The 25,994-nt window shown below is 61.7% G+C and carries 21 protein-coding genes; 7 read left to right on the top strand and 14 right to left on the bottom strand.

Annotated elements, in window-relative coordinates:
- Positions 1 to 64: 64 nt before the first annotated feature.
- From carB to ACQ4WM_RS02905, 4 genes are all read right to left on the bottom strand, one after another.
- Positions 65 to 3,301 carry a carbamoyl-phosphate synthase large subunit gene (carB, locus tag ACQ4WM_RS02890; RefSeq protein WP_436545205.1) on the bottom strand — a complete coding sequence of 1,079 codons (3,237 nt, stop codon included), beginning with the start codon at positions 3,299 to 3,301 and terminating at the stop codon, positions 65 to 67.
- Complete coding sequence (carA, locus tag ACQ4WM_RS02895) at positions 3,294 to 4,472, bottom strand: glutamine-hydrolyzing carbamoyl-phosphate synthase small subunit (RefSeq protein WP_436545206.1); 1,179 nt, start codon at positions 4,470 to 4,472, stop codon at positions 3,294 to 3,296. The genes carB and carA overlap by 8 nt, the downstream gene beginning before the upstream one ends.
- Positions 4,473 to 4,767: 295 nt before the next feature.
- Positions 4,768 to 5,175 carry a GlcG/HbpS family heme-binding protein gene (locus tag ACQ4WM_RS02900; RefSeq protein ID WP_436545207.1) on the bottom strand — a complete coding sequence of 136 codons (408 nt, stop codon included), beginning with the start codon at positions 5,173 to 5,175 and terminating at the stop codon, positions 4,768 to 4,770.
- A 196-nt stretch (positions 5,176 to 5,371) separates the two neighbouring features.
- Positions 5,372 to 6,280, bottom strand: a complete 909-nt coding sequence (locus tag ACQ4WM_RS02905) for a patatin-like phospholipase family protein (protein WP_436546194.1) — start codon at positions 6,278 to 6,280, stop codon at positions 5,372 to 5,374.
- Between the two features lie 484 nt (positions 6,281 to 6,764).
- Here ACQ4WM_RS02905 and leuA point away from each other — a divergent pair, with 484 nt between their 5' ends.
- From leuA to ACQ4WM_RS02920, 3 genes are all read left to right on the top strand, one after another.
- Positions 6,765 to 8,471 (top strand): 2-isopropylmalate synthase, encoded by a 1,707-nt coding sequence (gene leuA, locus ACQ4WM_RS02910; RefSeq protein ID WP_436545208.1) that lies wholly within the window; start codon positions 6,765 to 6,767, stop codon positions 8,469 to 8,471.
- 169 nt (positions 8,472 to 8,640) lie between these two features.
- Entirely contained in the window at positions 8,641 to 9,015 is a 375-nt protein-coding gene (locus ACQ4WM_RS02915) for an MCP four helix bundle domain-containing protein (RefSeq protein WP_436545209.1), read from the top strand.
- A gap of 33 nt (positions 9,016 to 9,048) precedes the next feature.
- Positions 9,049 to 10,218 (top strand): methyl-accepting chemotaxis protein, encoded by a 1,170-nt coding sequence (locus ACQ4WM_RS02920; RefSeq protein ID WP_436545210.1) that lies wholly within the window; start codon positions 9,049 to 9,051, stop codon positions 10,216 to 10,218.
- 7 nt (positions 10,219 to 10,225) lie between these two features.
- On the opposite strand, the gene egtB is transcribed toward ACQ4WM_RS02920, so the two are convergent.
- Entirely contained in the window at positions 10,226 to 11,500 is a 1,275-nt protein-coding gene (gene egtB, locus ACQ4WM_RS02925) for an ergothioneine biosynthesis protein EgtB (RefSeq protein WP_436545211.1), read from the bottom strand.
- A 9-nt stretch (positions 11,501 to 11,509) separates the two neighbouring features.
- Entirely contained in the window at positions 11,510 to 12,649 is a 1,140-nt protein-coding gene (egtD, locus tag ACQ4WM_RS02930) for an L-histidine N(alpha)-methyltransferase (protein ID WP_436545212.1), read from the bottom strand.
- A 243-nt stretch (positions 12,650 to 12,892) separates the two neighbouring features.
- Between egtD and ACQ4WM_RS02935 the strand changes: the two genes are divergently transcribed.
- Together ACQ4WM_RS02935 and ACQ4WM_RS02940 are read left to right on the top strand one after the other, a co-directional pair.
- Positions 12,893 to 13,585, top strand: a complete 693-nt coding sequence (locus tag ACQ4WM_RS02935) for an ABC transporter ATP-binding protein (RefSeq protein ID WP_436545213.1) — start codon at positions 12,893 to 12,895, stop codon at positions 13,583 to 13,585.
- A gap of 172 nt (positions 13,586 to 13,757) precedes the next feature.
- Positions 13,758 to 14,045, top strand: coding sequence for a hypothetical protein (locus ACQ4WM_RS02940; protein WP_436545214.1), 288 nt, complete (start codon positions 13,758 to 13,760; stop codon positions 14,043 to 14,045).
- A 166-nt stretch (positions 14,046 to 14,211) separates the two neighbouring features.
- On the opposite strand, the gene ACQ4WM_RS02945 is transcribed toward ACQ4WM_RS02940, so the two are convergent.
- From ACQ4WM_RS02945 to ACQ4WM_RS02975, 7 genes are all read right to left on the bottom strand, one after another.
- Complete coding sequence (locus tag ACQ4WM_RS02945; protein ID WP_436545215.1) at positions 14,212 to 14,973, bottom strand: GNAT family N-acetyltransferase; 762 nt, start codon at positions 14,971 to 14,973, stop codon at positions 14,212 to 14,214.
- A 117-nt stretch (positions 14,974 to 15,090) separates the two neighbouring features.
- Positions 15,091 to 15,927, bottom strand: a complete 837-nt coding sequence (gene fdhD, locus ACQ4WM_RS02950; RefSeq protein ID WP_436545216.1) for a formate dehydrogenase accessory sulfurtransferase FdhD — start codon at positions 15,925 to 15,927, stop codon at positions 15,091 to 15,093.
- 60 nt (positions 15,928 to 15,987) lie between these two features.
- On the bottom strand, positions 15,988 to 16,665 hold the full coding sequence (locus tag ACQ4WM_RS02955; RefSeq protein WP_436545217.1) for a hypothetical protein: 678 nt from the start codon (positions 16,663 to 16,665) through the stop codon (positions 15,988 to 15,990).
- Positions 16,666 to 16,735: 70 nt separating this feature from the next.
- Complete coding sequence (locus ACQ4WM_RS02960) at positions 16,736 to 18,193, bottom strand: Ppx/GppA phosphatase family protein (protein WP_436545218.1); 1,458 nt, start codon at positions 18,191 to 18,193, stop codon at positions 16,736 to 16,738.
- 158 nt (positions 18,194 to 18,351) lie between these two features.
- On the bottom strand, positions 18,352 to 19,434 hold the full coding sequence (locus ACQ4WM_RS02965; protein ID WP_436545219.1) for a calcium:cation antiporter: 1,083 nt from the start codon (positions 19,432 to 19,434) through the stop codon (positions 18,352 to 18,354).
- Between the two features lie 88 nt (positions 19,435 to 19,522).
- Positions 19,523 to 20,674, bottom strand: coding sequence for a GGDEF domain-containing protein (locus tag ACQ4WM_RS02970; protein WP_436545220.1), 1,152 nt, complete (start codon positions 20,672 to 20,674; stop codon positions 19,523 to 19,525).
- 31 nt (positions 20,675 to 20,705) lie between these two features.
- The gene (locus tag ACQ4WM_RS02975) at positions 20,706 to 20,981 is read right to left on the bottom strand and encodes a hypothetical protein (protein ID WP_436545221.1); all 276 of its coding nucleotides are present in this window, start codon (positions 20,979 to 20,981) and stop codon (positions 20,706 to 20,708) included.
- Between the two features lie 240 nt (positions 20,982 to 21,221).
- On the opposite strand from ACQ4WM_RS02975, the gene ACQ4WM_RS02980 reads away from it, so the two are divergent.
- Both ACQ4WM_RS02980 and ACQ4WM_RS02985 read left to right on the top strand, forming a co-directional pair.
- Entirely contained in the window at positions 21,222 to 21,920 is a 699-nt protein-coding gene (locus ACQ4WM_RS02980) for a spermine/spermidine synthase domain-containing protein (protein ID WP_436545222.1), read from the top strand.
- Positions 21,921 to 22,033: 113 nt separating this feature from the next.
- Entirely contained in the window at positions 22,034 to 24,907 is a 2,874-nt protein-coding gene (locus ACQ4WM_RS02985) for a bifunctional diguanylate cyclase/phosphodiesterase (protein ID WP_436545223.1), read from the top strand.
- An 18-nt stretch (positions 24,908 to 24,925) separates the two neighbouring features.
- On the opposite strand, the gene ACQ4WM_RS02990 is transcribed toward ACQ4WM_RS02985, so the two are convergent.
- The gene (locus tag ACQ4WM_RS02990; RefSeq protein ID WP_436545224.1) at positions 24,926 to 25,972 is read right to left on the bottom strand and encodes a hypothetical protein; all 1,047 of its coding nucleotides are present in this window, start codon (positions 25,970 to 25,972) and stop codon (positions 24,926 to 24,928) included.
- Positions 25,973 to 25,994: the final 22 nt, after the last annotated feature.

Below are 25,994 nucleotides of genomic sequence, written 5' to 3' on the forward strand. Positions count from 1 at the left end.
ACTCTGTGGTTGATAAGCATGCAGTGTACCGCCTAACGGCGGCCACTGCAAATAACACGCTGGCTTACGCCTGTTGCAAGGTCTTGTGCAAGCCCTGCAGATCGTACACGCGCAACTCGTCGAGGTGACGGATGCCTTCGACAGCCGCTTCCGCGCCGGCGATGGTGGTGTAGGTCGTCACGCGCGCGGCCAGGGCCGAGGTGCGGATGGCCCGCGAATCGACGATGGCGCTGCGTTTTTCTTCGACGGTGTTAATCACCAGTACGATCTCGTGGTTCTTGATCATGTCGACCACGTGCGGACGGCCTTCGATCACCTTGTTGACTGGCGTGACGGCAATCCCGGCCGCTGCGATCACGGCGGCCGTGCCCTTGGTGGCGACCACGGTAAAGCCGGAGTCGACCAGGTCACGCGCCACTTGCACGGCGCGCGGCTTGTCCGACGACTTCACGCTGATAAAGACCTTGCCGGTCTTCGGCAGCTTGACGCCGGCGCCCAGCTGCGACTTGACGAACGCTTCGCCGAACGTCAGGCCCACGCCCATCACTTCGCCGGTCGACTTCATTTCAGGTCCCAGGATGGTGTCCACGCCAGGGAACTTGACGAACGGGAACACGGCTTCCTTGACGCTGTAATACGGCGGCACGACTTCTTCGGTGATGCCCTGCGAAGCCAGGCTCTGGCCGACCATGCAACGGGCGGCAATCTTCGCCAGCTGCAAGCCGGTGGCTTTCGAGACGAAAGGCACGGTACGCGAGGCGCGAGGGTTGACTTCCAGCACATACACGACGTCGCGCATTTCATCTTCAACTTGCTGCTTCTGGATTGCGAACTGCACATTCATCAGGCCGACCACGTTCAGGCCCTTGGCCATCAGCGCCGTCTGGCGTTTCAGTTCGGCGATGGTTTCCGGCGCCAGCGAGTATGGTGGCAGCGAGCAAGCCGAGTCGCCCGAGTGGACGCCAGCCTGTTCGATGTGTTCCATTACGCCGCCGATAAACGTGGTTTCGCCGTCGGAGATGCAATCGACATCGCATTCGATGGCGTCGTTCAGGAAGCGGTCCAGCAGCACTGGCGAATCGTGCGAGACCTTCACCGCTTCGCGCATGTAGCGCTCGAGGTCGCGCTGCTCATGAACGATTTCCATCGCGCGTCCGCCCAGCACGTAGGAAGGACGTACCACCAGCGGGTAGCCGATTTCCTGCGCCAGCGCCAGGGCGTCGGCTTCGGTACGGGCGGTACGGTTAGGCGGCTGGCGCAGTTCCAGCTTGTGCAGCATCTGCTGGAAGCGCTCGCGGTCTTCGGCCGCATCGATCATGTCGGGCGAGGTGCCGATAATCGGCACGCCGTTCGCTTCCAGGTCCAGCGCCAGTTTCAATGGCGTCTGGCCGCCGTACTGGACGATGACACCGACCGGCTTTTCGATGGCGACGATTTCCAGCACGTCTTCCAGCGTCAGGGACTCGAAATACAGGCGGTCCGAGGTATCGTAGTCGGTCGATACGGTTTCCGGGTTGCAGTTCACCATGATGGTCTCGTAGCCGTCTTCGCGCATGGCGAGGGCGGCGTGCACGCAGCAATAGTCAAATTCGATACCCTGGCCGATACGGTTCGGGCCACCGCCCAATACCATGATCTTTTTCTTGTCGGTCGGATTCGATTCGCACTCTTCGTCATAGGTCGAGTACATATACGCGGTGTCGGTCGAAAATTCGGCCGCGCAAGTGTCGACGCGTTTATACACGGGACGGATGCCCAGCGCGTGGCGCTGCTGGCGCACGGCCGTATCGGTCGTCTGCAGCAAAAAGCCCAGGCGACGGTCCGAGAAACCTTTTTGTTTCAGCTTGTACAGCGTGGTCTTGTCCAGGCTTTCCAGCTTCTGCGTATCCAGCCACAGTTCCAGGTCGACGATTTCCTTGATCTGTATCAGGAACCATGGGTCGATCTTGGTCAGGTTGTGCACTTCTTCCAGGGTGAAGCCCTGGGCAAACGCATCGCCCACGTACCAGATACGCTCAGGACCAGGCTCGCCCAGTTCTTCTTCGATCTTTTCGCGGTCCTTGGTCTTTTCGTTCATGCCGTCGACGCCCACTTCCAGGCCGCGCAAGGCTTTCTGGAACGATTCCTGGAAGGTGCGACCGATCGCCATCACTTCACCGACCGACTTCATCTGCGTCGTCAGGTGCTGGTCGGCGGTCGGGAATTTCTCGAACGTGAAACGTGGAATCTTGGTCACGACGTAATCGATCGACGGCTCGAACGAGGCCGGCGTGGCGCCGCCCGTGATTTCATTGCGCAATTCGTCCAGCGTGAAACCGACCGCCAGCTTGGCGGCGACTTTGGCGATAGGGAAACCGGTGGCTTTCGACGCCAGTGCCGACGAACGCGACACGCGCGGGTTCATTTCGATGACGATCATGCGCCCGTCAGCCGGGTTGATCGAGAACTGCACGTTCGAGCCGCCGGTGTCGACGCCGATCTCGCGCAGCACTGCCAGCGAAGCGTTGCGCATGATCTGGTATTCCTTGTCCGTCAGCGTCTGCGCCGGCGCGACCGTGATCGAGTCGCCCGTGTGCACGCCCATCGGATCGAGGTTTTCGATCGAGCAGATGATGATGCAGTTGTCCGCCTTGTCGCGCACCACTTCCATCTCGTACTCTTTCCAGCCCAGCAAGGATTCTTCGATCAGCAATTCCTTGGTCGGCGAGGCTTCCAGGCCGCGCTTGCAGATCGTTTCGAATTCTTCTTCGTTGTAGGCGATGCCGCCACCGGAGCCGCCCATCGTGAACGACGGACGGATAATGGTCGGGAAACCAACCGTGCGCTGCACTGCCCACGATTCTTCCATCGAGTGCGCCACGCCGGAACGAGCGGAACCCAAGCCGATTTTGGTCATCGCGTCCTTGAATTTCGAACGGTCTTCGGCCTTGTCGATCGCTTCCGGCGAGGCGCCGATCAGCTCGACGTTGTATTTCGCCAGCACGCCATTGTTGAACAGGTCCAGTGCGCAGTTCAGCGCGGTCTGGCCGCCCATCGTCGGCAGGATGGCGTCTGGACGCTCCTTGGCGATGATGCGCTCGACCACCGACCAGGTGATCGGTTCGATATAGGTGACATCGGCCATTTCCGGGTCGGTCATGATGGTCGCAGGGTTGCTGTTGACCAGGATGACTTTGTAGCCCTCTTCGCGCAGGGCCTTGCACGCTTGCGCGCCGGAATAGTCGAATTCGCAGGCCTGGCCGATCACGATCGGGCCAGCACCAATAATCAGAATACTTTTAATATCTAAACGTTTAGGCATTTTTCTTTTTCTCCTCCGCGTCCATCAAACCGATGAAGCGGTCAAACAGGTAAGCAACATCCATCGGGCCCGGCGACGCTTCAGGGTGGCCCTGGAAGCAGAAGGCCGGCTTGTCCGTGCGGGCAAAGCCCTGCAGGGAGCCGTCGAACAGCGATTCATGGGTCACGCGGCAGTTGGCAGGCAAGGTGGCTGCGTCAACGGCGAAACCGTGGTTTTGCGAAGTGATCAGGACCTGCCTGGTTTCCAGGTCTTGCACTGGGTGGTTGGCGCCGTGGTGGCCGAACTTCATCTTCAGCGTTTTTGCACCGGAAGCGATCGCCATGATCTGGTGGCCGAGGCAGATGCCGAAGGTCGGGATACCCTTCTCGATCAGCGCCCTGGTGGCCGCGATTGCATAGTCACACGGCTCCGGATCGCCAGGCCCGTTCGACAGGAAGATACCGTCCGGGTTCAGCGCCAGGGCCTCTTCGGCCGTCGCCTGCGCCGGCAATACCGTCACCTTGCAGCCACGCGCCGTCAGCATGCGCAGGATATTGCGCTTGACGCCGTAGTCGAAAGCGACCACGTGGTATTTCGCGTCGGCGTCAGCCAGCTGGCCATAGCCTTCGCCCAGGGTCCATTCCGTTTCGCGGTATTCATAAGCGACCTTGGTCGAGACGACCTTGGCCAGGTCCATGCCGGCCAGGCCAGGGAAGGAACGCGCCAGGTCCAGCGCTTGCGCGGCGGACGGTTCGTTGCCTTGCGTGCCGACCAGGATGGCGCCGCCCTGCGCACCTTTTTCACGCAAAATGCGCGTGAGCTTGCGTGTATCGATGCCGGCGATGGCAACGATATTTTCAGCTTTCAGATAATCGGAGAGGGACAGGGTGGAACGGAAATTGGATGCCAGCAAAGGCAGGTCGCGAATGATGAGGCCGGAAGCATGAACTTTGGAAGACTCGACGTCTTCCGGATTGACGCCCGTATTGCCGATATGCGGATAGGTCAGGGTGACCATCTGGCGGCTGTAGCTGGGGTCGGTAAGGATTTCCTGATACCCGGTCATCGAGGTGTTGAAAACAACCTCACCCGTGGTATGACCGGCGGCGCCGATCGAAAAACCTTTGAAGATCGTTCCATCAGCAAGCGCTAATATGGCTGGAACGGCAGGGCCAGAAAAAAATGGCGGCAAGGGCAACTCCTGATAAAGTTACCGTAGCTGCGCCACGTCAGACCGACCGCCAAGATACCCGAGCTGCCTGCACTCAGGGTGTTTCAACGGTCATTTTGAATGATGGGATGGGTAGTCGCTACGGTATGTGTGTGATTGGCTAAACCTTTGAATTATAACCAAAAGGCAGCTTTTCCACAAGGAAGAAAATACGGAAATTCGCGGCAAAATATTTTCAAGTCAGCACAAAACGCGCACCATGAAAAAAGCCGCCCCGCATGCGCGGAACGGCCAGGCTGGCAATATCGGCTACTACTTATGCCGTCAAAGCGGCGATTCCGGCCTTGGCGATCTGTGCATCTTCGCTGGACTTGACGCCCGACACGCCGACGGCGCCCACATAGTGGCCTTCATAAATGATGGGCACGCCGCCTTCGAGCATGCCATCGATTTCCGGCGCGCTCAGGAACGAGACACGACCGCCATTGATCATCTCTTCATAAATACGCGACTCGCGGCGGCCCAGTGCAGCCGTCTTGGCTTTCGATGGCGCGATATGCGAAGAAATCGGCGCCACGCCATCCATGCGCTGCAGCCACACCAGATGGCCGCCATCGTCGACGATGGCGATCGCCACCGCCCAGTTATTCTTGACCGCTTCCGCTTCGGCGGCGGCGGCAATTTTCTTGATGTCTTCCAGGCCCAGTACCGGTTTCGATTGCATGTTGCTTCCTTTGATGGTGATTCGGTGATTCAAAATTGTAGTCGAAAAGAACCGTCTGCTAGCCCATGCTGTTCGGTTGGCGCCCTGACCCCGCAAGCGCACCAGCAAAACCCATTAAAGCCACAGTTGCCCGCACAGACATCTCGGGCCAAGCTCGCGTCTCCGGCCCGCTTTGATGCCTTGCGCTTCTCAAGTATCAAGGCTGTTCGCGCTTGGCCTTCAGCTTTTGCTTCAGCTGCGCCATCACGGCAAAAGTGGCCTGCTCGCCTGCCAGGATGGCCTGGTTGCGGCTGGCAAAATCGTTGCCCTTCATGGTACCCAGGCTGGGCTGTATCACCACGTCGGCATCCTTCAGCTCGAACTGGTTAATGCGCTGGCCCATGATGGCAAAGGTCTGCATGATCACCTCCATCGAACTAATGGCTTTTTGCGTGTCGGTTTGCGAGGAGATATTGACGGCGATAATGAAGTCGGCGCCCATGTCGCGCGCAAAGCGCACCGGCACCGGCGCCACCAGGCCACCGTCGACGTAGGTGTGGCCGGCAATTACCACCGGCTGGAACACGCCAGGCACCGATGACGAGGCGCGCACGGCCAGGCCGGTATTGCCTCGCTGGAACAGGATCGGCTGGCCGTTTTTCAGGTCGGTCGCCACCACGCCAAACGGAATCTTGAGCTTTTCCAGCGACACGCCGCCCACCGCCTTGTTGACATAGCTTTGCAGCGCTTCGCCTTTCAGCACCCCGGACGACTTGCCGAACAGCGGCAATGCCCAGTCCGAAATGGCGGCCTCGTCCATGTCAAACGCCATTTTCTGCAGCGCAAAGCCGGAATTGCCCGCCGCATACAAGGCACCGACCACGCTGCCTGCGCTGGTGCCGGTGACGATATCGGCATTGATGCCCTGCGATTCGAGCGCCTTGATCACGCCGATATGGGCAAAGCCGCGCGCCGCGCCGCCGCCCAGCGCCAGCCCGATCTTGATCTTGCGCGGAGCAACCGGTTCGGGCGGTGTGAGTACTTGCAAGGGTTTCGGGGCAGGTGTTTCGCAGCCAGCTAGCGCAAAGGCGGCCAGGGCAAGCAGGGTCAGGCGTTTAGGGAGCATAGTAGACAAGTAGGAAGCCGCGCGCGGCAGTGGCAGCAAAGCGCCGATTGTAGCGCAAGCGACGCTGCGCCCACTGAAGCGATGCTTAATTTATCCTCGGCATACGTGTCGGCAAGCATGCGCAGGTGCCCACTCGTCAGAAATCTTCTTGACAGCCAAACCGAAACTCCATTACATTAGTTACATGTCCTCCTTCAAACTTCCATCCCCTTCCCTGCTGTCGCTACCGCGACTACTACCAGCACGCGCCTGAGTTTGCCGCTTTGCTGCGCCTGGCCACACGCCGGCGTGATTTAAAAAAACCTGGAAGGTTTGATGATGTTTGCACCATCCCCAATACACAACGCACTGTCTGCAGCCACTGCCGCTGTTGCCGACCGCCTATTGCTACCGATCGCTTGCCTGGCCTAGTGTCGCGTGGCCGCCCGGCAAGCTTGCGCCACACCCGATTTCGATTTCCCCCTATCTTCAGGAGTACCCGATCATGATGTTGCAAAATCCAGCTTCCAAATACCGTGCCTTCCCTCCCGTCAAATTGACCGACCGTCAATGGCCGAACCAGATCATCGACAAACCGCCGATCTGGATGAGCACCGACTTGCGCGATGGTAACCAGTCGCTGATCGAACCGATGAGCGCCGAGAAGAAGTTGCGGTTCTTTGAAATGCTGATCGCCATCGGCCTGAAGGAAATCGAAGTGGGCTTTCCGTCCGCTTCGCAGACCGATTTCGATTTCGTGCGCAAACTGGTCGATGAAAAGCGCATTCCCGATGACGTCACCATTATCGTGCTGACGCAGTCGCGCGACGAACTGATACGCCGCACGGTCGAGTCCGTCGTCGGCGCAAGGCGCGCCATCGTCCACCTGTACAACTCGGTGGCGCCCGTATTCCGCAAGGTCGTGTTCGGCATGTCGCGCGAAGAAATCACCAATATCGCCACCACCGGCACCACCCTCGTGAAACAGCTGGTGTCGCAGCATCCTGAAACGGAATGGGGCTTTGAATACACGCCCGAATCGTTCTCGACCACTGAACTCGATTTCTCCAAGCATATCTGCGACGCCGTCAGCGCCATCTGGAAGCCGACCCCGGCCAACAAGATGATCATCAATCTGCCGTCGACCGTCGAATGCAGCACGCCGAACGTGTATGCCGACCAGATCGAATGGATGTCGCGCAAGCTGGCGCGCCGCGATTCCATCATTATCAGCGTGCACCCGCATAACGACCGCGGCACGGCGGTCGCTTCCGCCGAGCTGGCCGTGATGGCCGGCGCAGAGCGTGTCGAAGGCTGTTTGTTCGGCAACGGCGAGCGCACCGGCAATGTCGACCTGGTGACCCTGGCCATGAACCTGTACACGCAAGGCGTGCACCCTGGCCTCGATTTCTCCGACATCGATACCGTGCGCAAGTGCGTGGAAGAGTGTAACCAGTTGCCGGTCCACCCGCGCCACCCGTATGCGGGCGACCTGGTGTTTACGGCGTTTTCCGGTTCGCATCAGGATGCGATCAAAAAAGGTTTTGCCAAACAGCAGCCCGACAGCATCTGGGAAGTGCCTTATTTGCCGATCGATCCGGCCGACCTGGGCCGCAGCTATGACGCCGTGATCCGCGTCAACAGCCAGTCGGGCAAGGGCGGCATGGCCTACTTGCTGGAACAGGAGTACGGCCTGGTCTTGCCGCGCCGCCTGCAAATCGAGTTCTCGCGCGCCGTGCAAGCCGTCGCTGACGCCACGGGTCGCGAAATCGCCGCGCAAGACATCCACGAAATTTTCCAGAAAGAATACCTGGAACAAACCGCGCCTTACGCCTACGGTTCGCACCGCATGGTGGAAGACACCAGCAGCGACGAATCGGTGCAGATCGACATCAGCCTGTCGCACCGCCAGTCGCCACTGGCGCTGCAAGGTGGCGGCAACGGCCCGATCGATGCCTTCGTCAATGCGCTGGGCCTCGATATCAAGCTGATGGACTACCATGAGCATTCGATCGGTTCGGGCGCCAATGCGCAAGCCGCCTGCTATGTCGAGCTGCGCCTTGACAACGGCCCGACCCTGTTCGGCGCGGCCATCGACAGCAATATCGTCACCGCCTCGTTCAAGGCCGTGCTGTCGGCCGTGAATCGTCGCATCAAGCAAATGGACGGCGAAAAAGCAACAGCCGCCGACATCCCCGCCACCGCTGTGTAGGCGCAGTCCTACAGGGTGTTAGCGCGATAAAAAGCGGAACGACTTGATTGTCGTTCCGCTTTTTCATTTGCAAGTATCAGTTTTTGATGCATTCCAGGTATCGCAAACCGTATAATCAAATGACAAGAAAACCATCGGGGACAGATTTTTTGCTACCGAAGGAAGCATCATGAAATTGACGGACATGAAAATAGGCGTACGGCTGGGCGCGGGTTTTGGCATGGTATCGCTGCTGATGGTGGTGCTGATCGCCACCGCCCTGTTACGGCTCGACAAGATAGGCGGTCTCAGCGAGTCCATCATCCACAGCGACTGGGCCAAGGCCGACGCCATCGCCACCATCCGCAGCAGCACGCGCTCGAACGCCGCGCTGGTGCTGGAACTGTTCATCCACGATGGCGCAGCACGCTCGAACGCCATTCACGGCGAGATCGACGCCAATAAAATCACCATCACCAAATCACTGGAAATGCTCGACCAACTGGTGCACTCACCCAAAGGCATGAGCCTGCTGGCAACTTTGAAACAGCTGCGCAAGGCCTAGGTCACCTCGTTCAGCGAAGCGGACAAGCTGTTGATGGCCGGCCAGCGCAAAGCAGCGGCCGAGCATGTGCGCAAGGATACCCTGCCGGCCCTGGCCAACCTTCAGGCGACCGTCAATACCCTCAACGACCTGCAATGCAGCCTGGTGTTGCAACGCGGTGAACAGATCCAGCAAAACATTTCGCTGGCCAATATCATGATGTCATGCCTGGGTGCGGCCGCCGTGCTGCTGGGCGTGGTCTTTGCCTGGTATGTGACGCGGTCGATCACCACTCCGCTGGCGTATGCATTGAAAGTGGCCCGCGCGGTGGCGGCGGGAGACTTGAGCAGCAAGATCGTGGCCGATGGCAAGGATGAAACGGGGCAACTGCTCCAGGCGCTGCGCGAGATGAACAACAACCTGGCCGGACTGGTGGCGCAAGTGCGTGGCGGCACCGGCGCGATTGCCGTGGCCTCGAGTGAAATAGCCAGCGGCAATGCCGACCTGTCGGCCCGTACCGAAGCACAGGCCAGCGCGCTGGAACAGACCGCTTCGTCGATGATCGAGATGACCGGCACCGTGCGCAGCAACAGCGACAACACGCGCGAGGCCGACCAGCTGGCCCGCTCGACCGCCGAAGTGGCGCAGCGCGGCGGCACCGCCATGGCGCAGGTGATCGGCACCATGGATGCCATCAACAGCTCGTCGAAAAAAATTGTCGACATCATCGGCGTGATCGACGGCATCGCCTTCCAGACCAATATCCTGGCGCTGAACGCAGCGGTGGAAGCGGCGCGTGCCGGTGAACAGGGACGCGGCTTTGCCGTGGTCGCCACCGAAGTGCGCAACCTGGCACAGCGCTCGAGCGCTGCGGCGAAAGAAATCAAGGACCTGATCGCCGACTCCGTCAGCCATGTTGACCAGGGTGCGCAGCTGGTCAGCCAGGCCGGCAGCACCATGGACGAAGTGGTGGCCAGCGTGGGCAGGGTCAGCGCCATCGTCGGCGAGATCAGCGTCGCCAACCACGAGCAGAGTGAAGGCATCAAGCAGATCAATGCCGCCATCATGCAGATGGACCAGACCACCCAGCAAAATGCGGCGCTGGTGGAACAGGCCGCTGCGGCGGCGGCCATGCACGACCAGGCCGGCGAGCTGGAAACCCTGGTCAGCCAGTTCAAGCTGGACCAGCAGCAGGCCGGCCGGCGTCAGTTGGCGCTCGGTTAATCCATTTCTAATCTGTCTGGCGCGCCAAACGTATGCCGGTAAATTGCCAACGCGCGCCGGCCGGGAAGAAATTGCGGTAGCTGGTGCGTGCATGGCCGGCCGGCGTGGCGCAGGACGAGCCGCGCAGCACATACTGGTTCAGCATGAACTTGCCGTTGTACTCGCCAAGCGCGCCTGGCGCCGTGCGGTAGCCGGGATAAGGCGCGTAGCTGCTGCTGGTCCATTGCCAGCAGTGGCCGAACAGCTGCTGCAAGCCGGCGCCCGGCACCGCTGCCGCCGGATGCAGCTGGCCGCATTGCATTGGCGCCCCATGCGCGGCCACTTCCAACTCGGCCTCCGTCGGCAGGCGCGCGCCGGCCCAGTGGGCGTAGGCGTCGGCCTCGAACAGCGACAGATGGGTGGCCGGCTGCGCCATATCGAGTGGCACCAAGCCGTGCAGGGTAAATTCCAGCCAGTTGCCCGAGCCATCCTGTTGCCAGTACAGCGGGCATGCCAGGCTCTGGCTGCGCACCCAGTCCCAGCCTTCGGCCAGCCACAGGCTGGCATTTCGGTAGCCACCCGCTTCGATGAAGGCCAGGTACTCGCCGTTCGTCACCAGGCTGCTCGCGAGCTCGAACGGGGCGACGAATTGCTGGTGGCGCGGCAGTTCATTGTCGAAGCAAAAGCCCTCGCCCGCATGGCCGATCTCGCGCAGGCCACCGTCAAACGCGACCCAACCCGCCTTGCCTGCCGGTGCTGCCACCGCGCGCGCGCAAGGCGCGTCCAGATAAGCGGGAAACAGCGCGCTTTGTGCCAGCAGGTGCTTGACGTCGGTCAGCAACAACTCCTGGTGCTGTTGTTCATGTTGCAGGCCCAGGGTCAGCAGCATGGCCAGGCGTTCGTGCTGCGCCGGGGCCAGGCCAGCGTGCATCAGGCGCGCCATGCGCGCGTCGACGTCGGCACGGTAGGCGCGCACCTGGGCCATGCCAGGGCGCGTCAGCAAGCCGCGCTGGGCGCGCGGATGCTTGTCGCCGATGCCGTTGTAATAGGAGTTGAACAGTACCCGGAAAGCCGGGTGGAACGGCGCAAAACCGTCTTCCAGCGTTTCCAGGATAAACGTTTCAAAAAACCAGGTGGTGTGGGCCAGATGCCATTTCACGGGGCTGGCGTCGGGCATCGACTGCGCGCCGCAATCCTCGTCGGACAGCGGCGCGGCCAGTTGCAGCGAATGCTGGCGCACGCGCTGGTAATGCTCCAGCAAAGGGTGGCCGGCGGCATGGGCCTGGCTATGTGCGGCGTGCATGAAAGCTCCTTAGTCGCGGATGGCGCGTGCGTGGATCACGGCGAACCAGTTCTGCTCATCGGTCCAGACGTTGGCGGTGGCAAAGCCGGCCTGTTCCAGCAGCCCGACGAAACTGGCCCGCGTATATTTGTAACTGTCTTCCGTATGGATGCGTTCGCCTTTGGCAAAGCGCCGCTGGCCGCCCTGCCAGCGCACCAATTGCTCGCTGCGTGCTTCCAGGTGCATCTCGACGCGGCTCTCGCGGGGATTGAAAAAGCCTTGGTGCTGCCATTGCCGTACGTCGAAATCGGCACCCATCAACAGGTTCAGGTGGCGCAGCATGTTCAGGTTGAAGGCGGCCGTGACGCCCAGCGCGTCATCGTAGGCGGCATCGAGCACGGCATCGTCCTTGATCAGGTCGACGCCGATCAGCAAGCCGCCGTCGGCACCGGCACTGGCGCGTACCTCGCGCAAAAAAGTGATCGCCTGGTCCGGCGTGAAATTGCCGATCGACGAGCCCGGATAGAAAAACAGCCGCTTGTTGTCGCGCACCGTGTCCGGCAGTTCGAGGCCGCTGAAAAAGTCCAGCCCCAGCCCCAGCATGTCGATCGCCGGGAAGCGCTGCTGCAGCCCGGCCAGCGACTCACTGAGGAAATCATACGAGATATCGATGGCCACGTACTGCGCCGGCTGCAACAGCGGGAACAGGCTGGCGGCCTTGGCGCAATTGCCGGCGCCCAGGTCGACCAGGGTTCTGCCTGGCCCCACGGCTTTTGCCATGTCGGCACCGTGGCGGGCAAAGATGGCCGCCTCGGTGCGCGTCGGATAGTACTCGGGCAGGACGCAGATGGCTTCGAACAATTTGGACCCCAGCGCGTCGTACAGGTACTTCGGCGAGGTCCAGGCGGACGGTGCCAGCAGGCCCTGCGCCACCTCGACTATCGTTGCAGGAGTGGCTGCTGCCTTCAAAAGGGGCTTGGCGGCGGGCTGGCGAAGATCTGTCACTGGCGGCGCAAAGGTGTTGATCATGGGCTGGCTGAATTTGTTAGAGGTGGCGTCAGGGGCAGCGGCCGCAATGCCGCAGCGGCGCAATTCAGGCATCGCGTCATGGGGAAAACAGGCTACCGGCCCCGGTTTCGCAACGGCATGGCGATGACGTTTTTCCATCATAGCCGAATATTCGAACCCCGGTCGTACGCCAGTTCACTTAGCTTTTCCATGTCTTTTCATGCCATCAGTTGCATCCTGGGCCTGCTTTGTTGCGCAAATGAAGTTGTGCAAGCAAAAGAAACAAGGCTGTCGTATACTCCACGTTGCCGGCCAAACAATCCGCCGCGCGCCAATCTCGTTTCCAGGCACCCCTCTTCCCCGCGTGCCGACGCTTTTAATCTTGCTACCAAGATCGTGACCACCATGCTCGAATTACGCCATCTGTCCAAGTCCTATGCCAACGCGCGCCCCGTGCTGGCCAATCTGTCGTGCCGCTTCGAGGCGGGCGAGTTCATTGCCATCATGGGCGACTCCGGCGTCGGCAAGTCGACCCTGCTGAACCTGATCGCCGGCCTCGACACGCCAGACGCCGGTGCCGAAGCACAGCCGATCCTGATCGACGGCATCGCCATGTCCAGCCTCGATGACGCAAGCGCGACGCGCTTGCGCCGCGCCCGCATGGGTTTCATCTTCCAGGCTTTCCATGTGCTGCCGCACCTGACCCTGCTGCAAAACGTTGCCTTGCCCCTGCTGCTCAATGGCCTGCCTCAGGAGCGCGCCGCCACCATGCTCGACGCGGTCGGGCTGGGCGGACGAGGCGACGACTTTCCACAGCAGTTGTCGGGTGGCGAAATGCAGCGCGTGGCGATCGCCCGCGCGCTGGTGCACAAGCCGGCGCTGGTACTGGCCGATGAACCGACCGGCAACCTCGATCCGGAAACCGCGCATGGCATCTTGCAACTGCTGCGTGCCGAGATCAAGGCCAACGGCAGTTGCGCGATCATGGTCACGCATTCGCTGGCGGCTGCCGAGATGGCGGACCGGACCATGATACTGACCCGCAGCGGCTTGCAAAATACAACAGGCGCCGCAAAAATGCGCGAAACACTTAGTTAATTTTACTGACCATATATCACAACTTTTGTTATCGTAGTATTATCCTTAAAATTGTCTTGGCACCAATATTTATTAATAATATGATCACCAAAGGCAATATCAAGGCATGACGATAGCGACCACCGCGGAACCGGCAGCGGTTCCGTTCCACCCTGGCCTGAAGGAGCTGTATATGAACGTTCGCCAAAAGAAACTGGAAATGATCGAAGCGATGAACCGGGCGCGTGCGCTGGAACCATCAAGCTTTGTTCCCAACAAGCTGCTCGACACCCTGATCGAAAAGCTCAATTTGAAAAATGATGCGGAATTGTGCCGCGTGCTGGAAGTGCAGCCGCCCATCATCAGCAAGATACGCCACGGCAAGCTGGCCGTGGGTGCGACGATCTTGTTGCGCATGCATGAAAAATCGGACATCTCGATCCGCGACCTGAAAGAACTGTCCTCGACCGCGACCCACTGACCTTCATGCCCTGGCCTGGCCCGCGCCCATGGCGCCGCCCGTTACGGCCAATACCGCTGGAAAAAGCTCTTTGCAGAGCAACCCTGGCAACATCAAGGAAGCACAGCCCAAACCATGCTGTCTGTTTCTGCCACCAGGTTACATCGCGCCCTACCCCACTATTCCATCAGACCGGCGTCACCCCGTAATGACGCGCATAGCGCTCGTCCAGATTCGCCAGCGGCATCATCATGAACATGTCGGCACTCTCGAAATCAGGATCCCAGGCCGGTTCGCCGCAAATCCACGCACCTGAACGCAGATAACCCTTGATCAGCGGCGGTACTTGCGGCTTGTGCGCCGCTTCCACCTTGTGGATCGGGAATGGCAGGTGCGGCGTGACGCGGTACTCGGACGGCGCCAGGTGCTTTTCCGCCAGCGCCTGGTACACCGCCACCGCATTGTGGCCGCCGTCAGCCAGGCTGATGCTGGCGCAACCGACCAGGTAGTCGCAGCGCTCGCGGCGCATGTATTCGGCCAGGCCCGACCACAACAGCATGATCACGCTGCCGCCACGGTACTTGGGATGGATGCAGGCGCGCCCCGCCTCGACCATGCGGCCGCGCAGGTGGTTCAGGCGGCTCAGGTCGAATTCATTCTCGGAGTACAAGCGCCCCAGCTTGGCGGCCCTGGAGGCGCTCAGCACGCGATAGGTGCCCACCACTTTCAGGGTATCGGCATCACGCACGATCAGGTGATCGCAGTGAGCGTCGAACTCGTCGCTGTCGAGGCCATCGGCATTGGCCAGCGAAGTGAGGCCCATGGTTTCGATAAAAACCTTGTAGCGCAGACGCTGCACTTCACGCAGCTCCTCAGCCGTGCTTGCCTGGCTGAGTACCAGTTGTACTGGGCGCGACTTGACGTCGTTTGTAGCGATTACGTTTTGCATGGTGTCATCCCTGGTTAACAAGACGACCCCAGCGTACTTGCCTAATATGTCAGGAAAATGACAGTGGAATGTCATTTCCATGACGCAAGACAAACGCCTATGACAACAGCAGAATGGCTACAAGCTGATGTGTGGCGTGTAATCAACAAACGCATCCTGGCGGCAGAAACCTACCAGTTTCATGCCCGCCTGCGTGGCGATGCGGATCGCCAGCGAACTGGGTGCCGAGATGGTCGCCAGCAAGGGGATCTGCATGCGCGCCGCCTTGCGCGCCAGCTCGTAGCTGCCGCGACTCGATAAAAACACGAAGCCGCGCCGCAGGTCGGCACCTTCCAGGGCCAGGTGGCCAATCAGTTTGTCGAGGCCGTTGTGGCGGCCGATATCTTCGAACACGTGCACGATGTTGCCTTCTGGCGTACACCAGGCGGCCGCATGCACGCCGCCGGTGGCCTGCATCAGCGCCTGGTGTGCACGCAGGCCGTTAGCGGCCTTTTCCAGCGCCAGCGGCAGGTCCACGGTGATCAGCGACGGCGGCAACGGCTCCGGCTGCAGGTCAAGCATTTCCAGGCTGTCGATGCCGCACACGCCACAGCCGCTGCGGCCCGTCAGCGCACGGCGCCGGTCTTTCAGGCGCACGAAGTCTTCCTGGGCGATGGTCAGCGCCACCTCGGCGGAATCAGGGCGCAGCAATACTTCGCAGTCGAAAATGGCGGCGGCCGACGCCACCACGCCTTCGGTCAGCGCAAAGCCACAAGCGAATGCTTCGAGGTCTCGCGGGGTGGCCATCATGACCACGTGGGAGATGCCATTGAAGACCAGCGCGACCGGGATTTCCTCGGCGACGTGGTCAATGGCGGGGATGCTGCTGGCGCCGCGATGGCGCACGATGGCGCGCTCGACGAAGCCGGCGCGCTCGATTTCAACTGTTTCAGTGTCTGCTGACATGGCTACCATGGGATTTCTGTGCAAGCCCCATGGTAAACCAGAATTGCCGCGCCGGCAGGAAGGCCGTGATCAGTCCTTCTTCGGACGACCGGTTTTCAGCTGCGGCAGGCCGGCCAGCACGTTTTGCAGGGTCGCCAAGTCGATCTGGCTGATCAGGGCCACGCCGATGCGCAGCAATTCGCTTTTCTTGATCTCGAAGCCGGCTTTCAGGCAGGCTTTTTTCACCTGGCCCAGCACTTCATATTCAGCTTCCGGCATGGTAAAGCTGTCGCGCACCAGCTTTGGCTTGCGGGCTTTTTCCTTGACGGCAACGGCGGCCTTGGCCGCTGGTGCTTTTTTGGCGGCCGCTGGCTTGGCTGCCGGTTTGATGGCAGCTTTGGCGACCGCCTTTGCGACTGGCTTGGCAGCAGCTTTGGCTGGTGCTTTTGCGGCCGCTGGCGCCGGCTTGGCAGCAGCCTTGGCCACTGGCTTGGCTGCGGCTGGCTTGGCTACTGGCTTGGCGGCTGGTTTTGCTGCTGCCGGTTTTACTGCGGCAGCCTTGGCCGCTGCAGGCTTGGCGGCCGCAGCCGGGGCCGGTGCAACTACCGGCTTGCCCGCCGGTTTGGCGCGCGACTTGGCCACCGGCTTGACAGCCGCAGCCACCGCTGGCGCAACGTCAGTGGCGGCTGCGGCATTAATCGATTCGCTGGTCGGAAACATCGAAGCAGGCGCAGCGGCAGGTTTTTTTTCTGGCGTGGTTTTGGTCATGAGTCATCCAATCAAGTAAATAATATAAACAATATATACGGTTTTTAAAAAATTTGCTCGAAAAAAAACATCAGGCGCTGGCGCGTATGGTGAAATCGACGCCCACTTCATCCCAGAATTCCTGCTCTTTTTCGATCCAGAACGACACGGTCGGATGGTGCGCCACCCAGCCGCGCTTGATATCAAGGTCGATCCGGTTCTTCATGCGCAAGCGCAGTTCGCTGAAATCGGCCTCGATGCGCGCATGCATCAGCAGGATCGACAGGCGCAGCGCCAGCACCGCCTTGGCGAAGTCGGCATCGGCCAGCACGTCGTCGATCTTGCGCAGATTGCCCTTTTGCGCCAGGATCAGGCGGCTCATGGTCTTCTGTTCGCGCGTGGTAAAACCGGGCAGGTCGGCGTTTTCAATGATGTAGGCGGCATGCTTGTGATAACCGGTCTGCGACACCACCATGCCAGTCTCATGCAGCAGGCTGGCCCAGCGCAGCGGCTTGACCAGCGCCTCGGAGGTGGGCTTCAATTGCGCATACAGGGCCAGCGCCTGCTCGGCTACCCGGCTGGCGCGGCGCTGGTCGACATGGAATTTTTCCATGCAGGCCTGCACCGACTGTTCGCGCCGGTCGCGCTTGGTCGAACGCAGGAACAAGTCCCACATCACGCCCATGCGCAGGCCCGCCTCGATCGGCGTCATCGATGGTATCGCCAGTTCGCGGAACAGGCCGATCAGGATCGCCAGGCCGCCGACGATGGTGCCGGCACGGTCGGGCCGCAAGCCGGGCAGGTCGATCTTGCTGGTGTGGCCCAGTTCAATGAAGCGGCGCGCCAGCGCGTCCAGGCTGGGGCCGGTCAGCAGGCCGTCGCCCAGCTTGTTGCGGGCGATGATGTCGGCTATGGTGCGGATCGTGCCCGACGAGCCATACGCCGTCTTCCAGTGCTGCGGCTGGTACGGCGGCGCGCCGTCCTCGAAGTGGCTGCGCGCCGACAGAATGGCAGCCTCGAACGATGGCGCGTCGATGCGCCCGCCGATAAAAAACGACAGGCTCTGCTTGACCGTGCCAAGGCTGAACGATTCGACCCGCTCCACCTCCTGGCCGCGACCAAGTATCAGCTCGGTCGAGCCGCCGCCGATATCCATCACCAGGCGCCGCTCGCCGGGAATCGCCAGCGAATTGGCCACGCCCATGTAGATCAGCCGGCCCTCCTCCTCGCCCGAAATAATTTCGATCGGGCAGCCGATGGCCTCTTCGGCCAGCGGCAGGAATGCTGCGCCGTTGCGCGCCACGCGCATGGCCGAGGTGGCCACCACGCGTACGGCGTCGAGCTGATAGCCGTCCAGGACGGCCCGAAAGCGCTGCAGGCATGCCAGCGCGCCCTGCATGGCCGCCTCGGTCAGGTCGCCATGGGCGTCCAGGCCGGCAGCCAGGCGGATCGGGTCGCGCACGCTCTTGATGACGCGGATGGTGTCGCCATCATGCTTGCCGACGTGTAAACGAAAACTGTTGGACCCCAGGTCCACCGCTGCATACATACTGGCCTCTTGTCTGGTCACTGCCCTGCCGGTTGCGCCGAAAAGCAGCCGCTGGCAGGGAAATTATATAAATCATTTAAACGATTTAAAAATCCTACCACACTACCGCCATGATATGACAGGGGCGTGACAGGATCGTGACAGCCAATGGCCCGTTTTCAAGGGACGATGGTGGTAAACAGGTAGACCGCGAAGATGACCAGATGCACCGTGCCCTGCATCACCGTGGTGCGTCCCGTGCCCAGTGACAAGGTGGCCACCATCAGGGAGAGCAGCAGCAGCACGGTCGACTTGATGTCCAGCCCCAGGGTAATCGTCAGCCCGGTGGCCAGCGACACGACCACCACCGCAGGAATAGTGAGGCCGATGCTGGCCAGGGCCGAACCGAGCGCCAGGTTCAGACTGGTTTGCAGGCGATTGGCACGCGCGGCGCGCACGGCCGCCAGGCCCTCGGGCAACAGCACGATGGCGGCAATCACGATGCCGACCAGGGTTTTTGGCGCGCCCATGGCGGCAATCGCTGTCTCCAGTGCGGGCGCCAGCGACTTGGCCAGCAGCACCACGGCGCCCAGGCACACCAGCAGCGCCACGGCGCTGATCCAGGCCACCGTCGGCGTGGGCGGTTCGGCATGCACTTCTTCGTCGCCGACGGCGTCCTTGGGCAGGAAGTAATCGCGGTGGCGCACGGTCTGCACCAGCACAAAGGTACCGTACAGCACCAGCGAAATGATGGCGATGAAGATCAACTGGCTGGAGCTGTAAAACGGTCCGGCCGCGCTCGACGTATAGTTCGGCAGTACCAGCGTCAGAATCGCGATGGCGGCCAGGGTGGCCAGCGAAGCGCTCACGCCAAGCAGGCCAAAGCGCTGCTCGCCGTGGCGGCCGGAGCCCAGCAGCAGACAAATGCCGACGATGCCGTTCAGGATGATCATGATGGCGGCGAACACGGTGTCGCGCGCCAGGCCGGTGGTTTCAGGGCCGCCGGCCAGCATCAGCGAGACGATCAGCGCCACCTCGATCAGCGTGACGGCCAGCGCCAGCACCAGCGTGCCGTACGGTTCGCCGATGCGGTGCGCCACCACTTCGGCATGGTAGACGGCGGCGAGCACGCTGGCGATCAGCCCTATCACCAGCAGGATCTGGTAAGCGCCGCCGAAGCCGAAGCTGGCGCCACCAAGGAACAGCCAGCCCACGATCGGGGCGGCAAGTGGCCATACAGGCAGGGAAGTGAGACTTTTCATGAATAGGCCTGGCAAGAGTGGAAAATGAATGCGCAAAACAATGTCTTTCGCATCATAACTTGCTTGGCTTAAATATAAGTTAGGCAGTTCAAACCACTGGTGCAGGCGTTTCCGGCGCCGCCATCACGCGGTTGCGCCCGGCTTCCTTGGCCGCCTGCAGCGCCTCGTCGGCGCGTTTGAACAGCGCCACCGTGCTGTCGTCGGCGCGGATGGTGGTCACGCCCAGGCTGGCGGTGAGGCTGAGCACGGCTTTTTCCGTCTTCACCGGCAAGGCGGCGACCGCAAAGCGGATGCGTTCGGCCACCATCAGCGCGTCAGTCAGGCTGGTGCGCGGTAGCTGGATGGCGAATTCGGCGCCCCCCAGGCGGCCCATCAGGTCGCTGTCGCGCAATTGCTGGCGGCAGATGTCGACCACGCTTTTCAGCACCGCATCGCCAACCGGATGGCCGTAGCTGTCGTTGACGCGCTTGAAGTCGTCGAGATTGAGTACCACCAGCGCGGTCGGCAGGCCGGGCCGGCGCGCCAGCGCCATCCAAGGCGCCAGCGCCTGGTAAAAGCCGCGCCGGTTCGGCACGCCCGTGGCCGCGTCCACCACTTCCAGGCGCGCCAGTTCGCCGCCGAGTTTTTCGCGCGACAGCAGCAGGTAGCCGAAGGCATTGGTCAGCATCATCAGGTACAGCGCACCGAAGCCGGCCAGCTGCATCAGTTCGGCGTCAAAGCCGGACACGAAGGCGGCCAGCACGCCGCGCGCGGCGATCAGCAGCGACAGCAGACCCATGGCGACAACCAGGAACCGGCGCAGCATGCTCGCCTCGCGCCACTGCAGCGACAAGGCGACCACGCCGGACAGGAAAAAACCGGCCACGATCAGCGAACCGCCCGCGCTGCGCAGCAATGGCGCCACATCGAACACATAGCACAGCGCGAACAGCAACACGGCCACGCCCAGCGCCGGCAGCAAACGGCGGCGCCAGCCGCTCTTGCCGGCCGCCTGCCACAGTGCACCGGCGTCGAGTGCCATGCCGGCAAACAGCAGGCTGTTGCCGAGCAAAATGGAGAGAAAATCGGGCAGCACGCCGCGCAAATACAGCAAGCACCAGGCGATCGCCTGGCACTGCTTGGCCAGCGCCCAGGTCGACATGGCGAACGACTTCTTGCGCTCGTATTCAAAGAAGAACAGCGCCGCGCACAGGCTCAGGTTGCCCAGCGCCAGCGCCAGGACCAGGGTCTTGATATCCATGCTTCAGTCCAGCCGGCGCGCGTGCGACAGCTCAGATCTCGTGTTCGACATTGGTGCTGCCATCGCCCACCTTGCTGGCCCAGGCCTGTACGAAAAAGTGCTTTTCCTCTTCGCTCGGCGCGTCGTACCAGAACACGATCAAGGTACCCTTGTGGTCATGGATTTGCGCCACTTTTTCGATGAAGTGGGCGTTGCCGGCCTGGTCGGCCATGGCCGCCGCGTAACCGTAGACGCGGGTCAGCCGCTCGATACGGTCCGGCTCGGTAAAACTGTTGGTGGCGGTAATCGTGGGGTGATCCAAGAACATGTTTGTCTCCATGGTGCCCGATCTTGCCGGCAGCTTGCCGAGGCGCCGCGGCCCTATGGGGATGATAAATCGGGTATGCTGTCAGGAGCTTATCAGATTTATCTGAATGCAACAAAACCTGGTCGCTTTCCTGGCCCCATTCCCACCCTCTGATTCATGCCCATCGACGCGCGCACTACCGCCCCTCCTCCCCTCGTGCATACCGACGGCGACCGGCGCCGGCTGGAGTTTTGTCCCGGCATGATCCAGAGTGAAATGCTGCTGTCGCGTCCCGATCACCTGCTGCTGCGCTACGCGCGCGCCATGATGTGCTTTACCCTGTTCGTGCCGCATCCGCGCCATATCCTGATGGTGGGACTCGGTGGCGGTTCGCTGCTGAAATTCTGCCACCGCTACCTGCCCGGGACACGCATCACGGTGCTGGAGCTGCGCGCCGACGTGATCGCGCTGCGCGAGCAATTCATGGTGCCGCCCGACGATGCGCGCTTGCGCATCATCGAGACCGACGCCGTCAGCTATATCCGCCAGCATCCGGCCAGCGCCGATGTGCTGCTGCTCGACGGCTTCGACGCCAGCGGCCTGCCGCCGGCGCTGGGCAGCGCCCGCTTCTATGCCGACTGCCTGCGCGCGCTGGTGCCCGGCGGCGTGCTGGTGGCCAACCTGTTCAATTACGATCCGCACTACGCGGCCATGCTGGGGCGTTTGATGCTGACCTTTCGCGGCCAGGTGTGCCACTTCGACGGCATCGCCGGCAATAACCGCATTATCTTCGCCGCCAGGCCGGAAAGGCATCAGCCCGGCCGCTCTGTGCGCATGGTGCGTCTGGTACGCTGGCGCGCGTTATTCGGCCTGGGCTACGTGAACCGCCTGCTGCCGCCCTGGCAACTGTGGCGTTTGCGGCGCCGCCAGCGTGCACCCGATAGCAACGTTGTTGCATAATCGCACTGTGCGGTTGCAAAATCAGCACGCCAGACAGCGTTTATGACACACTACCGGCTCTGCCGGCACGCTGTCGCTGAGAGCCAGATCCATCCTGAACGAGAACCTTTTCCATGCTGCGTGGCCGCCTGCCCTACACCATCTCCGCTGCGGCTGCGCTGACGTTCGTGTGCGGCATGGCCGTCACGATCGTGCTGTTTGCCGCCATCAGCCAGCTCGAGTACGACAAGATGAGCCTGAGCCTGCAGCAGCGCGCCGGCGCGCGCGTGGCCGCCATCGAGCAGGGCCTGGACGATGCGGTCGAAGTGCTGACCATTACCAACCAGCTGTTTTCCGCCGTCGTACCCGTCACGCGCCAGCAGTTCCATGACTTCACCACGCCGCTGCTGCAGCGCCATCCCTTTATCCAGGCCTTCAATTTCCACCGCCGCGTGCCGCATGCCGAGCGCGCCGCACTGGAGGCCGAACTGCGCGCCATCGTTCCCGGCTACCGCATGCTTGAAATGCATGACGGCGTCATGCTGCCGGCGCCGCAGCGCCCGACCTATATGGTGGTCGATTACCTCGAACCGATGCAGGGCAACCTGCCCGCCTTTGGCCTGAACGTGCGTCCCGACGGCCTGCTGGCCGGCGCCCTCGACCAGGCGGTGACGGGCAACCTGACGGTCGCGACCAGCCTCTTGAGGCTGGCACAGGGACCTGGCAAAGGCTTTGTCATCCTGCGCCCCGTGTACCGCCACGGCGCGCCGCTGGCCACGCCCGAGCAGCGGCGCGCGGCCCTGATCGGCGACACGGCCGCCGTCATCCGCGGCGGCGAACTGGTGCATAAAATCCTGTCCGGCGCCGAACTGCTGGACGACCCGCAACTGGAAATCAGTGTCCATGCAGGTCCTGCCGCCGACGCGGGCACGCGCATCTTTCACTACGGCGCCGCCGACGGCGACAAGCAGGCGGAGCTATGGTACGGGTTGCCGCGCTGGCTGCATTTCGCCTATCAAAACCACTATGACAGCGGCTTTGCCGCTGCTGGCCGCTCCTGGCACGTGCGCGTGGTGGCGCACCCGCGTGCCTTTATGAGCGACCACCTCGGTTCCCTGTTCACGCTGGTCACGGGCATGCTGTTCAGCCTGCTGACAGCCGCCTTCGTGCAGTCGCTGACGCAGCGCTCGCGCCGCGTGCAGTTGCTGGTCGAGCAGCGCACGGCCGACCTCAAGCGCAGCAACGAGCTGCTCAGCGAAGATGTGCGTGCGCGCCAGCGCACCGAACGGGCGCTGCAGGAAAGCGAAAAGCGCTTTCGCCGCCTGCTGGCACTGTCTTCGGACTGGTACTGGGAACAGGATGCGAACTTCTGCTTCACGCACATCACCAGTGGCTTTGCCGAGAAGTCGAACATGCCGCTTGAGCGCTTCATCGGCGCCACGCGCTGGGACCACAATCCCGAGATGCGCAATGCGCGCTGGGGCAAGCAGCATATCGCCACCCTGGAGGCGCACTTGCCCTTCTTCCACCTTGAATATGCGATGGCCGATCGCGACGGCAAGCTGCGCTGGTTCAGCATCAACGGCGAGCCATTGTTCAACGACCAGGGCGACTTCAAGGGCTACCGCGGCACCGGCTCCGAAATTACCGAGCGCAAGCTGGCCGAACAGCAGATCCAGCATATCGCCCACCACGACGTGCTGACCGGCCTGCCCAACCGCGCCCTGTTGCGCGACCGGCTGGCACAGGCGATGGCACTGTCGCGCCGCAAGAACCGTGCGCTGTGGGTACTGCTGATCGACCTGGACCGCTTCAAGTTCGTCAACGACAGCCTGGGCCACAAGGCCGGCGACCTGCTGCTGAAAACCATCGCCGCGCGCCTGCAGGCCAGCCTGCGCGAAAGCGACACCGTGGCACGCCTGTCGGGCGACGAATTCGTCGCCATCCTGGGCGAGCAGCCGGGCGAAGTATTAAGTCAGGCGGTGGTGCAGCGCATCATGGACGCCGTGGCGCAACCGGTGCTGCTCGACGGTAAGGAATTTTTTGTCACCTGCAGCATCGGCGTGGCCGTCTACGACATGACCCGGCTTGACGCGCCCGGCGACATGACCCTGAATGGCGAAACGCAGAACCTGATTGAGCAGGCCGACATCGCCATGTACAGCGCCAAGAAGCAGGGCCGCAACAACATCAAGTTCTACACCAAGGCAATGAACCAGGCCACGCTGGAACGGCTGCGCATCGAAACGGCGCTGCGCAACGCGCTCGAACGCGAGCAGTTCGTGTTGTACTACCAGCCGCAACTGGACCTGGAAAGTGGGCGCATCGTCGGTGTCGAAGCGCTGCTGCGCTGGCGCCACCCGGAACTGGGCATGGTGGCGCCCAACCGTTTTATCGCGCTGGCTGAAGATACCGGCCTGATCGTGCCGATCGGCGCCTGGGTGATGCGCCAGGCCTGCGCACAGATGCAGGCCTGGCATGCGGCCGGCCTGGGGCACTTGCGCCTGGCGGTGAACCTGTCGGCGCGCCAGTTCAATGAACCGAACCTGGTGGCATCGATTGCCGGCGTGCTGGCGGAAACCGGCCTGGCGCCAGCCTGCCTGGAACTGGAACTGACGGAAAGCCTGTTCATGCACGACGTCGCGCTGGCGGTGAGCCAGTTGCACGACATGAAGGCGCTGGGGGTACAACTGTCGATCGACGACTTCGGCACCGGCTATTCCAGCTTTGCCTACCTGCGCACTTTCCCGATCGATGTCCTCAAAATTGACCGCAGTTTTGTCGGTGACGTCGCCAGCGATGCCGACGACGCGGCCATCGTGGTCTCCATCATCGCCCTGGCGCACAACCTGAAACTGCGGGTGGTGGCCGAAGGCGTGGAAACGGCCGAGCAGCTGGACTATCTGCGCCGCCACGGCTGCGACGAAGCGCAAGGCTTTTACTTCAGCCACCCGCTGCCGGCACAGGAACTGGAACTGTTGCTGCGCGCAGAACTGCTCACGAGCTGATCACGGCCGCGCTACTACTTATTTGACGCTCAGCGAGTAATTGAATGGCACCATCATGGCGCAAGGCTGGCCGGCGCAGCGTCCGGGCGTATATTTGATCAGCATCAGGATGGAACCGGCCAGCTTGGCCGCTTCGCTGTCCGGGCTTTTCAGCACGGTCACACTCTGCGGCACGCCTGCCTCATTGATGCTGACATTGGCGCGCAAGATGCCCTCGATGTGACCGTAGGAGATCAGTTTGCCCATGGCGCGTGTAATCTGCACCATGCCCTTTTCCGGATACGGCGGCGCATCGTCTTCCTGCAATATCTCGTAGAAGCTTTTCACCAGCGCCTGCTGATCGGGCGTCAACTCGGCATACGGTTTTTCCGGCGGGACGATAAAATTATTGCCTAACACCGGGCGTATGTTCGAGCCGGTCTGCGGATCCTCGCGCTTGATATTGTAAAGCTTGGGCGTCTCCGGCTGCGGTCGCTGTGTCAACTGGAAGCTGCCATTGAAGCGGGCTTTCAGCACCTGCCCGTTCGGGTACCGTATCTCGCCGTCGCCGAACGGCTTGCCATCGATCCATGGGCCACTATAGGCGCCGCCCAGGGCAAAGGTCATGGTGCCTGTGCCTTCAGGGCCATTGCGCCAGCTGCCTTCATAACGGTTGCCACCGGCATAGGTCGCCTTGACATTGCCGACCAGCTTGCCATGCTCGAAGTTGGCTTCCAGCCTGGTGCCGCTTTTGAATACCACCGCTGCAGGCCCATGCAATTGGCCGCCCTGGTAAGTCCCCTTGTGCAAGCTGCCGTCGGCCCACTGCGCGATGCCCGCGCCTTCCGGCAGGCCCTTGGCCAGCGGACCTTCATAACGTTCGGTTGGCTTGCCATCCTTGCTCCATTGCAAAGCGCCAGGCCCATCGGCATAGCCGTCGCGGCAGGCACCACTCCAGTATGCTGCCTGGCCGGCAACCCGCGCATGTTCGACCACGCGGCAGTCCGGCGCGCCGGCGTAGCGTACGTCAGCGGCGGCAACACTGGACGCGGAGAGCAAGGCAATCAGGGGAAGGTAAAACTTCATAATATTTTGCAATAGTTAAAGT

It is taken from the genome of Janthinobacterium longum (assembly GCF_051380735.1).
In the GTDB taxonomy this organism is placed as follows: Bacteria; Pseudomonadota; Gammaproteobacteria; order Burkholderiales; family Burkholderiaceae_D; genus Janthinobacterium.